General features: G+C 42.3%; 14 protein-coding genes. 9 read left to right on the top strand and 5 right to left on the bottom strand.

The window, feature by feature from the left end:
* Positions 1 to 97: 97 nt before the first annotated feature.
* From RR876_RS15690 to RR876_RS15670, 5 genes are all read right to left on the bottom strand, one after another.
* Entirely contained in the window at positions 98 to 934 is an 837-nt protein-coding gene (locus RR876_RS15690; protein WP_332478120.1) for an SDR family NAD(P)-dependent oxidoreductase, read from the bottom strand.
* A gap of 755 nt (positions 935 to 1,689) precedes the next feature.
* On the bottom strand, positions 1,690 to 2,577 hold the full coding sequence (locus tag RR876_RS15685; protein WP_332478121.1) for a DMT family transporter: 888 nt from the start codon (positions 2,575 to 2,577) through the stop codon (positions 1,690 to 1,692).
* Between the two features lie 277 nt (positions 2,578 to 2,854).
* Positions 2,855 to 4,132, bottom strand: coding sequence for a DcaP family trimeric outer membrane transporter (locus tag RR876_RS15680; protein WP_332478122.1), 1,278 nt, complete (start codon positions 4,130 to 4,132; stop codon positions 2,855 to 2,857).
* 240 nt (positions 4,133 to 4,372) lie between these two features.
* On the bottom strand, positions 4,373 to 5,740 hold the full coding sequence (locus RR876_RS15675; protein WP_010326682.1) for an MFS transporter: 1,368 nt from the start codon (positions 5,738 to 5,740) through the stop codon (positions 4,373 to 4,375).
* A gap of 279 nt (positions 5,741 to 6,019) precedes the next feature.
* A complete protein-coding gene (locus tag RR876_RS15670; protein ID WP_005399482.1) occupies positions 6,020 to 6,934 on the bottom strand; it encodes a LysR family transcriptional regulator in 915 nt (304 codons plus the stop codon).
* A 115-nt stretch (positions 6,935 to 7,049) separates the two neighbouring features.
* Here RR876_RS15670 and RR876_RS15665 point away from each other — a divergent pair, with 115 nt between their 5' ends.
* The 9 genes from RR876_RS15665 to RR876_RS15625 form a co-directional block, all read left to right on the top strand.
* The gene (locus RR876_RS15665) at positions 7,050 to 8,159 is read left to right on the top strand and encodes a muconate/chloromuconate family cycloisomerase (protein WP_238893622.1); all 1,110 of its coding nucleotides are present in this window, start codon (positions 7,050 to 7,052) and stop codon (positions 8,157 to 8,159) included.
* A gap of 29 nt (positions 8,160 to 8,188) precedes the next feature.
* Positions 8,189 to 8,479: a muconolactone Delta-isomerase gene (gene catC, locus RR876_RS15660; protein WP_005399484.1), complete on the top strand. Its 291-nt coding sequence runs from the start codon at positions 8,189 to 8,191 to the stop codon at positions 8,477 to 8,479.
* Between the two features lie 146 nt (positions 8,480 to 8,625).
* Entirely contained in the window at positions 8,626 to 9,546 is a 921-nt protein-coding gene (gene catA / locus RR876_RS15655) for a catechol 1,2-dioxygenase (protein ID WP_332478123.1), read from the top strand.
* Positions 9,547 to 9,625: 79 nt separating this feature from the next.
* Positions 9,626 to 11,023, top strand: coding sequence for a benzoate 1,2-dioxygenase large subunit (gene benA / locus RR876_RS15650; RefSeq protein ID WP_110975457.1), 1,398 nt, complete (start codon positions 9,626 to 9,628; stop codon positions 11,021 to 11,023).
* Positions 11,020 to 11,529, top strand: coding sequence for a benzoate 1,2-dioxygenase small subunit (gene benB, locus RR876_RS15645; RefSeq protein WP_332478124.1), 510 nt, complete (start codon positions 11,020 to 11,022; stop codon positions 11,527 to 11,529). Before benA ends, benB begins: the two co-directional genes overlap by 4 nt.
* A 90-nt stretch (positions 11,530 to 11,619) precedes the next feature.
* Entirely contained in the window at positions 11,620 to 12,636 is a 1,017-nt protein-coding gene (benC, locus tag RR876_RS15640; protein WP_332478125.1) for a benzoate 1,2-dioxygenase electron transfer component BenC, read from the top strand.
* 15 nt (positions 12,637 to 12,651) lie between these two features.
* Positions 12,652 to 13,437, top strand: a complete 786-nt coding sequence (gene benD / locus RR876_RS15635) for a benzoate diol dehydrogenase BenD (protein WP_332478126.1) — start codon at positions 12,652 to 12,654, stop codon at positions 13,435 to 13,437.
* A 54-nt stretch (positions 13,438 to 13,491) separates the two neighbouring features.
* Positions 13,492 to 14,724, top strand: coding sequence for a benzoate/H(+) symporter BenE (gene benE / locus RR876_RS15630; protein WP_332478127.1), 1,233 nt, complete (start codon positions 13,492 to 13,494; stop codon positions 14,722 to 14,724).
* Between the two features lie 27 nt (positions 14,725 to 14,751).
* Positions 14,752 to 14,900 (top strand): CoA-transferase (locus RR876_RS15625; RefSeq protein ID WP_332637102.1); only part of this gene is annotated, 149 nt, incomplete at its 3' end.

The following is a 14,900-nucleotide window of genomic DNA, read 5'->3' as shown; positions in this document are numbered from 1 at the left end:
CTTCACCATTGAAATCGAAGCTTTTTTTAATTTAAAAATTACTCGATTTAGCATACTCGGTTAAAATGATAAAATCATCTTTCATGTGAATACGTCTTTATTTACGACGTTTTTTTCCTGTCAAAAAGTTCATGGCCTGTGTATAGCCTGTTGGTGTAATACGCTGTACGAGATCGATAATTTTGGCATCTGTTCCAATTAAGACACGGCGCTCATCTTTTTTCACAGCCTTTAAAATGGCCTGTGCTGCTACATCTGGCGGGGTTTTAAGCATTTTATTGAAAGAGCGGCTGGCACGCTCTGGGTTCATACCTAATGCACGAATACTGTCACTCATTCGAGCACTATTGGCAATATTAGTACGTATACCCCCCGGATGAACACAAGTTGCACTGACGCCACAGTCTTGCAAATCTAACTCTTGACGTAGTGCCTCGGTAAAACCACGTACAGCAAACTTTGTCGCATTATAGGCACTTTGAGTAGGCTGAGCAGTGAGCCCAAATAAACTTGAAATATTCACAATATGCCCAGAGCCACTTTGTTTTAAATAGGGTAAAAACGCTTTGGTTCCATACACCACACCCCAAAAGTTGATGTTGAAAATCCACTCGGCATCTTCATAGCTTAAGCCTTCAACAGTACTCGCTAACGCGACCCCTGCATTATTAAAAACTAAATTGACCTGCCCGCAGTCTTGCTGACACTGCTTTGCCCAATCCTCTACTGCCTTACGATCTGAAACATCTAGTTTTGTAAGCGTGACTGAAACAGGATAATCTTTGACGTGGTTTAATGTTTCCGCTAAACCCTGTTCATTGACATCACTGAGTGCCAAATGTGTACCTTGCTTTGCCAGTTGAATCGCTAACTGCTGACCAATGCCTGAACCTGCGCCTGTGATCGCAGCCACTTTATTTTCAAAATTTCTCATAATGCTCTCTAAATATCGTTTTAACTTAAACGCCTAGTGAAGGTTCAAGTGCTCTAGTCTACGCAGACAAGGTGCTATTTTAGTTAATGTACAAAAATTACAGTCATGAATGAAATGATCATTTCTAATGATTCAGTATGTATAAAATTCATGAGTGGTATTTTAAATATAAGATCATTTTTAATTTTCTTGTATTTTCAAGTGATAGGACTCTGAAAACAAGTTACTGATATCTACATAGTGTGTCACACAGGCTTTAGACTATAACAGCCCTAAGCAATTCTGCTTCATCTGTTATATTTTTTTAATCTTGTTTTTGTATCTGTTTGATCAGCCTTTTGCTTTGCATAATGTACTCATCACCTCAGTTGAGTGCAGTAACCATGAAAGATCTAGACTCAAAAAAACCAGCAAAATATGCAGATAGTTCAATTTCAGATAAAGCATTTAAAAACATGATTATCTGGTTCGCGATTTACTGTGGGCTTTTTTGTATAGGTGTGATTTTCTTTGTCGGTGCAGATCAAAACTACCTTCTTCAGTAAGAATCTGAAGCTTGTTACACTGATATCAACATCTAAATATTGGCCTCAGAATTGAATTCCACGAGAAGAACACATTTTGGAGATTAAACCTAGACATGGGTTTAATCTCTATTTTTTTGAGTTGAATACTAGTAATACGGCAGTTAAATTATGTTTTGAATGGTTAATGTCATTACAAATGAATGACAGGGGCTGTGTAAAGATCAGACTTTAAGCCCAAATCACTAAAAATGCAGCAATCACTACCAATACAATACCGAGATGTTCAGCACGTGCCAGCTTTTCTTTAAAGAAGTAGGCTGAAATCAACATACTAAAAATAATCTCAACTTGCCCCAAGGTTTTTACAATGGGCACGGACTGCATACTCATGGCACTAAACCAACCCAGTGACGCCAAAAAACTACATAAGCTGACACGAAATGTAAGTCCAATACGTTGCCACATAGCCCATAACGTTGCACGGCGAAATATCCCCAAATATATTAAAAGTAAAAAGCACTGTGTTCCAATCACCATTAAGAGCACCCAAGCTGCACGGTGAATAAACGGTAAATTTGTTAGTTCTAAACTGGCCTCACGTACCAAGAGCGAGGTAATGGCAAAACATAAACCACTACCGATACCTATACATAAGGTTTGTACGGAAAAATCAGAAAAGTCCCGCCCTTTGGACAGTAAAAATACCGCGAAGCCTCCCACGGCAACTCCAAACCAGCCTAAAAGGCTTAAATGATCGGATAAAAAGACCACGGCGATAATCGCGGCAAGTACCGCCTCACTTTTAGCAAGACCAACCCCAATCGCATAATTTTTTTGCTTAAAAAGCTGAACCATCAATGCTGTTGCTGCAATTTGGCTCAACGCCGCAATAAGCACGTAAATAGCAAAACGGAGATTAAAATGGACGGACTCTGTCACAGGTTGGAAATGGTAAAGACAATTGATGTAAATCAGTGCTAAAGGTAAAGCAAAGATAAACCGCGCTAGAGTCACGCCATAAACATCTACAGTGGTACTGAGTTGCTTTTGAAAAGCGTTGCGCCAAGCCTGCATAAAAGCGGCCATAAGCGTAAAAAGAATCCATGTTATTGTCATCAAGTACTCTATATACAGTTACTTACCTCACCTAATGTAACCCGTTGATGGCAGCAACTGTGCTTTATTTTCATGACTTATTCTTATGTGACAAATAACTTAAGTTCTGACGAAACTTCTACTATTGCATTACTTTCGCAACATTTCCTCAAAACTGAGTATCGAGGAAATTAAACAGCAAGGCATAAAAAACCGAAGGAGTTATCCTTCGGTTTCTTTGTGAAATTTCACTTCGATCTATACATATCAAAGTGAAAATGGATTATCACTTCAAGCATTAGAAGTTATAAATCGCAACCAAGTTCACACGGTTGTCTTCACCTTTCTTACTGCCATTTGCTGCAGGTGCAAATGCTTCACGCTCACCGTAGACATACTCGACGCCAAGGCTAACAGGCTGAACTGGGCTATAGAATAAATTGCCCCATGCCTGCCATAAGTTTTTATTGATTTTGGTGTCATCCGCTACAGCATCAAGGTAGTCCTGATTTTTATCAAAAGTCATATAACCATAAGCCAAAGTGCCACGTAGTTTGTCATTAAACTTCTGTGTTAAACCGACAGTAATGGAGTCAAACTCACTTTGTTCAATACTTGTGCCTGTTGCAACTACGCCAGGGTTAGTAAAGGACACAAAGCTGCTATCGCCTTTGACATGGTAGTAATCCGCTTTCACAGAAGTTACTGGGGTGATGTCAAATTTGGCACCAACACCTACGCCATATGCCCACTCTTCCTGGTTTTGAATGCGTTTTTCATGTGCCATTGCACGTCCACTAACTGAAAGTGCATCATTAAACTTATGATTCAGTCGTCCTGTAAATGCAGGCATACGTTGGCTCATGCTGGCATCTTTCGGGTCTTCCACAGCTGCGACTAAGTTAGTATTTGGCGTGAATTTATGGGTATAACGCACTTGAGGTGTACGTTTAATTGAGGCACCCACATAAGCCAAAGCATCAATCGTTTCAGGGATATAGTCTGGTGTGGCAAAGTTTGACCACGTTTGCCCAATTAACCAGTTACCATAGTTTAAATACGCATGACGAATACGTAAATTATCAAGGTTTGCACCGCCTAAAAAGTCGACTTCAATTTTGGCATTTAAGTTCTGATCGGCGACTGGTGCTTTAAAGTCTAAACCTAATCGCGTTGCAGAAAGAGTTGATCTTAAACGATCGCTATTTTCAGCATTTCCTTCTAAAGGCACGCTATTGATTTGGTTATAGGGCATATCACGAGCACCACCTTCAGCCTGATACGATGCGTCCGCGCGAACATTACCGTATAAGTTGAACTCTGCCCCACCTTTGGTCAAACCTAAACCCGTTTTTTCAACCGTTTTTGGCGTCGTTAACACTTGACGTTCAACAGCGCTCAATTGAACAGCTTGCTGCTGTTGTTGCTGAGTATTTTGTTGAAGCATTTGTTTTAACGCATTAATTTCATTTCTAAGTTGCTCTATCTCTGCCGTCGTATTGCTTTGTGCATGTAATGCTGCACTACTTAACATGGATAAAGTGACAACTAAAACGTTCTTCTTAAATTGTTTCATTTAACACGGGTCCTGTGTATTTAAGTCTGTCCTGACTTTTACTCTTTAATATTTAGCTCTCTTTTTCATCGCTGTTTTCTAACGCAATGCATTTTTTTTAATACTTTAAAATGAAACTTTTTATCGCATTAAAAATCGCGTTAAAAAACAACTTATAAAAAGCAAATTGATTTTAACAGTTCATACAGTTTTTGAAATGAGCCTACTACTAATGCACTAGACTCATGGGTTCAGTATTATTTAATTGGCTGTGGATTTAACAGCATCAAACACTTGTTTTGATTTGGTTTTTTCACCATCTACGGATACTTTTAAGTTGACCATAAACACTGCCAAAGCTGCAATCACACCAGGTATCGCAATCACGAGAAAATTCATTTGATGTGGCAACTCAAAAGTTAACAATGCACCTGTCAGTACAGGCCCAACAATTGCGCCAATGCGTCCAATGCCTGAAGCCCAGCCCATACCTGTAGAGCGCACAGCAGTTGGATAGAACTGTGCGACAAAGGTATACAGTAGAATTTGTGAACCAATAGTTGCTGCGCCTGCAATCGCAATTAAACCGTACAGCACCATTTGTGGACTGTTGAAACCGAGTAGAATCAGTGCAATTGCGCCCAAGGTGAACATCGTCGTTAAAACTGGTTTTAAGTGGAAACGGTCTGCGAGCGCACCACCGCCAATTGCTCCAACCATACCGCCAATATTTAAAGCAAATAAGAAAATCATACTTGCACCAAGCGAATAGCCCGCTTGAATCATTAGTTTTGGTAACCAGCTTCCAAGCGCATAGACCATGAGTAAGCACATAAAGAATGCCACCCAAAACATCATGGTGCTAAAGGTACGGCCTTGTTGGAACAATGCCTTTAATGGAGCGTCATCACCAGCAACAGGTTCGTTGAGCTTAAATGTCGTTTCAGGCTGAATCGCTTGCTCCGGTGCAATTTTTTGCACAATTTCACGGACTTTTTCAGTTTCGCCTTTTTTAGTCAGGAACATCAACGACTCAGGTAAAAACTTCCAAAGAATCGGTAAAGCCAAAAATGGAATGATGGCGATATAGAACATGATTTTCCAACCATAGTCTGTTACCAACCATGCACCCAGTAAAGCTGACGTCATGCCACCAATGGCATAACCACTGAACATAACCGCCACGAGTGTGCTACGAATACGCTTCGGAGCATATTCAGTCATGAGTGCGACCACGTTTGGCATCACCCCACCAATACCCAGTCCCGCAAGAAAACGTAAAATACCAAACTCAATAGGATTGCTTGCAAATGCACCTAGAAAGGTGAAGCCACTAAAAATAGCCACACAAATCATAATGGTCTTTTTACGGCCCAATTTGTCAGACAACGTACCAAAGCTCATTGCACCGAACATCATGCCAAACAAGGCTGTACTCGCAAGTAAGCCTGCTTGTACTGCACTGAGTCCCCACTCTTGCATCAGAAGTGGCAGTGCCACGCCATAGATGACTAAATCATAACCGTCAAAAATAATAATCAGTAGACACCAAATGAGTACACTCCAATGAAAGGGCGTAAATTTGGCTTCATCGACCACCGTGTTGATGTTAACTGGATTTGTATTCACTTTAAGCCTCCTGCTTGCGAATGTTTGTTGCTGTGCACATTGCAGCAAAAGTAGCTTTCTTGTCCAAAACCGAATAACTCTATATTTATACCTTTAAGGTCGGTTAAGGTTTTTATTGTTTTAAATAAATAGCTTATATAGGCCATGATTGCAGTGAGAGACAGAAAATAAGCAAAACCAAGCGATTATGACTATAAAAAAGCCATCCCCAAGGATGGCTGAAATGGTTCGTTTTAAAATGCAGCCTTTAAAAGTATCGTGGAATTTAAATCTCCAAGTTTAGATAAATGCACGGTCATATTTGATCGCTTCAAGGTCATAGACCTGATAAATACAATCAAATAATGAACGAATATCCTCGCTTTCATCCATGGAACGAATCGCCAGAAAAATGGGGCTAGTCGCTGCATCATCTAAGATTGGAATATAGTTCAAATGCGGCAGTTGAATGGTTCGTGCACTTTCTGGAACCACACAAATTCCTTCTCCAGCGGCAACCAACCCCAGTGCCAACTGTATTTCACGAACTTCTTTTAAGTGTTTAGGTTCGAGTCCATATTCTGAAAACAGCCCTTGGACTTGGGTAGAAAAGTTTGGCTTGGGATGACTTGGATAAAGAAATAAGTTTTGATCGACTAAGTCTGACAGGTACACGCCCTGTTTTTGCGCCGTCAAAGGATGACTAGAATGTGCCGCTAACATCAACGGTTCTTCACGCAGTAAAACCCGACGCACAGCAGGATCTGAAATACGTAAGCGTCCAAAACCAACATCAATCCGCCCTTCTTTTAAGGCCTGAATTTGGTCTTTGGTACTCATTTCAATCAATTCTATTTTTAAATGTGGCTGCTGTTGGCGAAATAAATACACAATTTTAGGCAATAACCCATATAACAACGAACCCACAAAGCCCATGGTCACCGTTTTTTCAACCAAGCCTACACGCTGTGTCATGGCTTTAACTTCTTCGGCATTAGACAAAAGTTTAACAGCGTGTTGATAGAAGAATTGACCTGCTTCCGTGGTCTTGAGTGGGCGGCTGCCACGTTCAAATAATTGCACGCCCAATTCAGCCTCCAGATTTTGTATCTGGCGGCTTAAAGGAGGCTGTGCAATGAATAATTTTTCAGCAGCTTTGGTAAAACTCTGCTCTTCTACAACAGCTACGTAGTAGCGGAGGTGTCTCAATTCCATGACTATTTATACCTTTAAGATATATTAAAATGCTAATTTGATCTTCGACAGTTCATATTTATTCTTTTAAGGTATATCAAATCAGGTACACAACGCAAGGCTGCGCAGAGTTAAGATGTATAAATCTATAGAAACCTTACTCGTCGAAATCCCCACTATTCGCCCACACAAAATGGCGGTAGCGACTATGCAAACGCAAACGCTTGTCTTGGTGAAAATCAGCACTGAAGATGGCTTTGTCGGTTGGGGTGAAGCGACAACGATTGGTGGACTGGGCTACGGTGAAGAAAGTCCAGAAAGCATTAAGACCAATATTGAAACTTATTTTGCACCTTTATTAAAGTCCCTTAAAGCTCAAAACATCGCACAAACCATGCGTGCTTTGAAAAAGAATATTAATGGTAACCGTTTTGCCAAATGTGCAATTCAAACCGCACTACTCGACATCCAAGCGCAACGTTTAGATTTACCTCTTTCTGAAGTATTGGGTGGCCGTTTACGTGACAGCTTACCTGTACTTTGGGTATTGGCATCTGGCGACACTGAAAAAGACATCGCTGAAGGCCGAAAAATGATTGAGGCGAAACGCCACAATATTTTCAAACTTAAAATCGGTTCACGCCGTGTAGAAGAAGATGTTGAACACGTTCTTGCCATTAAACAAGCGCTGGGTTCAGACATTTCCATCCGTGTCGATGTGAACCGTGCATGGTCTGAGCTAGATGCGATTAAAGGTATTCAACTCCTACAAAATGGTGGTGTTGACCTGATTGAACAGCCCTGTGCAATCGACAACATTGATGCGATGCAACGTTTAACGCGACGTTTTGATCTTGCCATTATGGCGGATGAATCGCTCATGGGGCCGAGCTCAGCCTACCGTTTAGCCAAAACCAATGCGGCCTCTGTTTTTGCAGTCAAAGTGGCTCAGTCTGGTGGTCTGATTGAAGGTCATGAAGTCGCGAAGATTGCCAACTTAGCAGGCATTGATTTGTATGGCGGAACCATGCTTGAAGGTGCAGTCGGCACGATTGCTTCGGCACATTTGTTCTCGACCTTTGAAAATTTAGCTTATGGCACCGAGCTATTCGGTCCTCTGCTCTTAACCCAAGATATTTTAAAAAACCCACTTCAATACACTGACTTCGCTTTGCATCTACCTCAAGGCAAAGGACTCGGTATTGAATTGGATGAAAACAAGATTGATCAGCTGCGCCGCGCTTAAGCGACGTCTTAACCGTTTAGGAGTTACACATGCTTTTTCACGTACGTATGGATGTAAACATTCCACTGGATATGCCTGCTGAAACTGCCAGTGAAATTAAAGCAGTCGAAAAGGCATATTCGCAAGAGCTACAAGCTCAAGGCAAATGGCGACATATTTGGCGCATTACCGGTCAGTACTCAAATATCAGCATTTTTGATGTAGACAGCAATGAAGAGCTACACAACATTTTGCAAGGTTTACCCCTGTACCCGTATATGAACATTGAAGTGATGCCGTTAAACAGACATCCATCTTCTATTCGAGAAGATGATCGTTAATTAAATGGTCGAATTGAAACAACTTAATCACTGACATCTAATCTACGATCCAGTGAAGGATATTAACAAGGAACGTGGCAGCTAAGCTTTTAAAGAAATCCATAAAGCCAGCCACCACACAGCAAACATACTTAAGGAGCAATAGTATGAATCGTCAACAGATTGATGCATTAATCAAAACAATGAATGTGGATACAGCAACAGGTTCTGTAGACGCACGTACTCAACAAATTGTGGTTCGCCTATTGGGTGACTTATTCCAAGCGATTGAAGACTTAGATTTGAGTCAAACTGAAGTTTGGAAAGGTCTTGAATACTTTACAGATGCAGGCCAAGCCAACGAACTTGGTTTACTTGCAGCAGGGCTTGGTCTTGAGCACTACCTCGACTTACGTGCAGATGAAGCCGATGCCAAAGCAGGCATTACAGGCGGAACACCACGTACCATCGAAGGTCCTTTATACGTAGCTGGCGCACCTGAATCGGTTGGTTTTGCGCGTATGGATGATGGTTCTGAAGAAGGCAAAATTCCGACTTTGATTATTGAAGGGACAGTGACTGACACTGATGGTCAGATTATTGAAGGTGCAAAAGTTGAAGTTTGGCATGCCAACAGCCTAGGCAATTACTCTTTCTTCGATAAGTCACAATCAGACTTCAATCTACGTCGTTCAATCATTAGCGACCAAGATGGCAAATACGTTGCTCTCACCACGATGCCTGTCGGTTATGGTTGTCCACCAGAAGGGACAACTCAATTTGTATTGAACAAGTTAGGCCGTCACGGTAACCGCCCTTCGCACGTGCATTACTTCGTATCTGCACCAGGCTATCGTAAGTTAACCACCCAATTCAACATTGAGGGTGACCAATACCTGTGGGATGACTTTGCATTTGCAACACGTGAAGGCTTAGTGGCTACCGCTGTCGACATCACCGATGAAGCTGAAATTGCACGCCGTGATTTAACTGGTCCATTCAAACACATTCAATTCAATGTTGAACTGGTGAAAGACCAAGCGGCTGCACCATCAACTGAAGTTGAACGTCGTCGCGCTAGCGCTTAATTACCCTTTGGAACCGAAATAGCTATTGCAAAGTCGCATTTCGGGGACTTCCTCACTTTTGGAAAGTCGGAGAACGGACATGCCACGTATCCCAGTTATTAATACTAGCCATCTTGATCGTATCGACGAATTACTTGTCGACAACTTTGAAACAGGCGAATTCAAACTTCATCGTTCAGTGTTTACTGATCAAGCCCTTTTTGACCTAGAAATGAAGTATATCTTCGAGGGTAACTGGGTTTACTTGGCACATGAAAGCCAAATTCCAAATAACAATGACTATTACACGACGTATATTGGCCGTCAGCCTATTCTGATTGCACGTAACCGTAATGGTGAACTCAATGCCATGATCAATGCCTGTTCACACCGTGGTGCACAGCTTTGTCGTAATAAACGTGGCAATAAAGCAACCTATACATGTCCTTTCCACGGTTGGACATTTAACAACTCTGGCAAACTTTTAAAAGTTAAAGATCCAGCAGATGCAGGTTATTCAGACTGTTTTAACCATGAGGGTTCACATGATCTGAAAAAAGTTGCACGTTTTGGCAACTATAAAGGTTTCTTGTTCGGTAGCTTAAATCCAGATGTTCCCTCTTTAGAAGAATACTTAGGCGAAACCAGCAAAATCATTGACATGATTGTGGATCAGTCTGAACAAGGTCTTGAAGTTTTACGTGGCGCGTCTACCTACACCTATGAAGGCAACTGGAAACTCACTGCAGAAAATGGCGCAGATGGTTATCACGTTTCTGCGGTGCACTGGAACTATGCAGCGACTACTCAACAACGTAAAGAAAAACAAGCGGGTGACAACATCCGTGCCATGAGCGCAGGCGCTTGGGGCAAACAAGGCGGTGGTTCATACGGTTTTGACAATGGTCACATGCTGCTTTGGACACAGTGGGCAAATCCAGAAGACCGCCCAAACTTCCCGAAAGCCGATGAATACTCTGAAAAATTTGGCGAAGCAATGTCGAAGTGGATGATTGAGCGCTCACGTAACCTTTGTCTTTATCCGAACGTCTATTTGATGGATCAATTCGGTTCACAAATTCGCGTACTGCGCCCGATTTCAGTCAATAAAACCGAAGTCACGATTTACTGTATCGCGCCTGTAGGTGAAGACACGGAAGCACGTACGCGCCGTATTCGCCAGTACGAAGACTTCTTTAATGCCTCAGGCATGGCAACACCAGATGATTTAGAAGAATTCCGTGCATGCCAAGCGGGCTACGCAGGCATTGAACTGGAATGGAATGATATGTGCCGCGGTTCAAAACATTGGATTCATGGCCCAGATGATGCTGCCAATGAAATTGGTCTAAAACCAAAACTTTCAGGCGTAAAAACTGAAGATGAAGGCCTCTATCTTGCACAGCACCAACACTGGTTAGACATGATGAAAATTGCAATTGCCAATGAAAAAGCACTGGCTGTTGAAACTGCAAATGAACAAGGAGAAGTGGCATGAATGCTCCTACAACACTAAATACCGTTAGTATCGAAAAAGTCAGTCAGTTTCTGTATCAAGAAACGCGCTTTTTAGATGATGAACAATGGGACGACTGGCTTGCATGTTATGCCCCTTCAGCATCGTTTTGGATGCCTGCATGGGATGACGACGATACCTTGACTACAGACCCGCAGTCTGAAATTTCCCTGATTTATTACCCAGACCGCCAAGGTTTAGAAGACCGTGTGTTCCGGATTAAAACTGAACGCTCTTCTGCGACCATGCCAGACACACGTACTTGTCACAATGTGAACAATATCGAAGTAATTGAGCGTGATGGCGATAAAGTTACTGTCCGCTTTAACTGGAATACGCTGAGTTTCCGCTACAAAACCAGTTATAGCTACTTTGGTATGTCACGCTATGAAATCGATTTTTCAGGTGAAAAACCACAAATTTTAAGTAAATACGTGGTATTGAAAAACGATTATATCAACCAAGTGATTGATGTTTATCACCTCTAAGTTTTAGCCACACATCCTTAGTATTCTTTCAGCCAAATGGAGTTTTGGCTGAGAGTTCCAAGTTTCAAAGTTTTTAAAGGATATTCAGCCATGTCAAACCACAATGTTGCACTTCAATTTGAAGATGGCGTAACGCGTTTTATTACAGTGACTCAAGGTGAGTCTTTATCAGATGCCGCTTACCGCCAAAAAATTAACATTCCGCTAGACTGCCGTGATGGTGCATGTGGGACTTGCCGCGCTTTTTGCGAATCTGGTAGTTATGACATGCCTGAAGAGACGTATATTGAAGATGCGTTAACACCAGAAGAAGCGGAACAAGGCTATATTTTGGCGTGTCAATGCCGTCCGACTTCGGATGCCGTATTCCAAATACAAGCTTCATCTGAAGTCTGTAAAACCGAAATTCACCAGTATCAAGGCACTTTAGTCGCTGTCGAAAACTTATCAGAATCGACCATTACTTTTGATATTCAGCTTGATGAAGGTCAACCTGACATTCACTTCCTTGCTGGTCAATATGTCAACGTCGGAATTCCAGAGACAGCAGAAACTCGTTCCTATTCATTTAGCTCGAAACCAGGCAACCGTTTAACTGGCTTTGTGGTACGTAATGTGCCGAATGGCAAAATGAGTAGCTTTTTAAGTGGTGCTGCCAAAGCCGGTGACAAAATGACCTTTACTGGTCCATTTGGTAGCTTCTACTTGCGTAATGTTGTTCGTCCTGTTGTCATGCTTGCAGGCGGTACAGGTATTGCCCCTTTTATGTCTATGCTACAGATTTTAGAAGAAAAAGGCGCTGAACACCCTGTTCGTTTGGTGTTTGGTGTTACCAATGACTTCGATTTAGTTGCTTTAGAACAGCTCAATGCCCTCCAAGCTAAACTGCCATGGTTTGAATACCGTACTGTGGTTGCAAGTCCAGACTCTGCACATGAGCGTAAAGGTTATGTGACTGGGCACATTGACAATGAATGGCTCAATGGCGGTGATGTTGATGTCTACCTTTGTGGTCCTGTCCCTATGGTTGATGCTGTTCGTGGTTGGTTAGATAGCGAAGGCGTGAAACCTGCAAACTTCCTGTTTGAAAAATTCTCTGCAAACTGATTGGGGCCACTTATCATGTCTGATCGTCAAAGATTTTTAAACAAAGTCGTGATTGTGACTGGTGCCGCTCAAGGCATTGGTCGCGGTGTTGCCCTCCAAGTGGCTGATGAAGGCGCACAAGTTGTCTTAGCCGACTTATCTGACTATGTCGATGAAACATTAGCAGAAATTGAAACGAAACAAGGTGATGCAATAACAGTCAAAGCCAACCTTGAAACCTTCGCAGGTGCACAAAGTGTTGTAAACAAAGCGCTTGAAGTCTATGGCCGTGTCGATGTACTCATCAACAACGTCGGCGGTGCAATTTGGATGAAACCTTTTGAAGAATTTTCTGAAGAAGAAATCATCAAAGAAGTAAATCGTTCATTATTTCCAACGCTGTGGTGTTGTCGTGCAGTTTTACCTGAAATGATTAAAAATCAGAAAGGTACGATTGTAAATGTGTCTTCTATTGCGACTCGTGGCATCAACCGTGTGCCCTATTCGGCATCCAAAGGTGGGGTTAATGCCCTTACTGCATCACTTGCTTTTGAGCATGCCAAAGATGGGATCCGAGTGAATGCAGTTGCGACAGGTGGAACCGAAGCGCCACCACGTAAAGTGCCACGTAATGCAAATCCACTGTCTGAAAATGAAAAGTCGTGGATGCAACAAGTGGTCGATCAAACCATTGAGCGTAGTTTTATGAACCGTTATGGCACGATTCAGGAACAAGTGAATGCGATTGTATTCCTTGCTTCAGATGATTCGTCATATATGACAGGTACAGTTGTTCCTGTAGGCGGTGGCGATCAAGGCTAATTGATCGTTACATTACTTTTGTATACAGGATCATGTCTGCATGGAGGCAAATGAATGGCTACCCTGTTTAAAACTTTGAAAGAAGATTGGTCTATTTCAGCCACTGTCGCAGGATTTTTGGCGGTGCTGATTTCCTATTCAGGACCACTCATTATCTTCTTTCAGGCTGCGCAACAAGCTCAGGTTTCCCCGACCATGATGATTTCATGGATTTGGGGTATTTCTATTGGGGCAGCCGTGGCAGGGATCTTTCTTTCCATTAAGTTCAAAGTCCCTGTAATTACCGCATGGTCTGCACCAGGTACGGCTTTGTTGGTCACGCTGTTCCCGAATATTAGCCTGAATGAAGCTGTAGCCGCTTATATCACCTCAGCTGTGGTGATTTTCCTGATCGGGATCAGTGGTTACTTCGATAAATTATTGAAATGGATTCCGCAGTCGGTAGCCGCGGGGATGATGGCTGGAATCTTATTTCAGTTTGGTTTAGGTCTGTTTAGTGCAACTGACAGTATGCCGATTATTGTGTTTAGCATGCTGTTTGTCTTTTTAGTTGCAAAACGAATTTCACCACGCTATAGCATGCTTTGGGTACTGCTTTCAGGTGTAGCCTTGAGCTTTGGGCTTGGTGAAATGAATGCGGTGAGTTTAGATTTCCAACTTGCTATTCCTCAGTTCATTAGCCCTGAATGGACTTGGCATTCCACCTTAAACCTTGCCCTGCCTCTGATTTTAGTCAGCCTGACAGGACAGTTTTTACCAGGCATGGCCATCATGAAACTGAGCGGTTATGACATGCCTGCCAAGCCGATTATCACGATCACTAGTATTGCGTCATTGGCTGTCGCTTGTGTAGGTGGCATTACCATCGTTTTGGCATCCATTACCGCTGCATTGTGTATGGGCAAAGATGCGCATGAGTTAAAAGAAAAGCGTTATATCGCAGGCGTTGCTAACGGCATTTTCTATATTTTAGGTGGTTTGTTTGCAGGCAGTATCGTTCTGCTATTCAGCTTGCTGCCGAAAGAGCTTGTTGCCGCTTTGGCCGGCTTGGCCTTATTGGGTGCTATTTCAACCAATATCGCTGTAGCCATGAAAGATGAATCTCAACGAGATTCCGCACTCATTACCTTCTTAGCCACGGCTTCAGGTATGCACTTTTTGGGTCTAAGTTCCGTTTTTTGGGGCATCGTTATTGGTTTAACTGCGCATCTGATTTTAACCAAACGCAGCCCTGACGTTTCAGCTTTAGCTTCAACTCCAAGCTCCAATCCAAGTTCTAAAAGTTAATAGGTACGCTGTGCCTAGGACAATATTATGATTGATAAAAGTTCAGCTTCTTTAACAGAAGCACTTTCGCAAATAAAGGACGGCTCAACCATCATGATCGGTGGTTTTGGTACAGCAGGACAACCTGCTGAACTGATCGATGGCTTAATTCAACTCGGCATTAAAGACCTCACCAT

Origin of the sequence: Acinetobacter sp. (assembly GCF_036666595.1) — a bacterium.
Classification (GTDB): domain Bacteria; phylum Pseudomonadota; class Gammaproteobacteria; order Pseudomonadales; family Moraxellaceae; genus Acinetobacter.
Note: the sequence above shows the minus strand (reverse complement) of the source record. Positions and strands in the feature narration are given on the sequence as shown.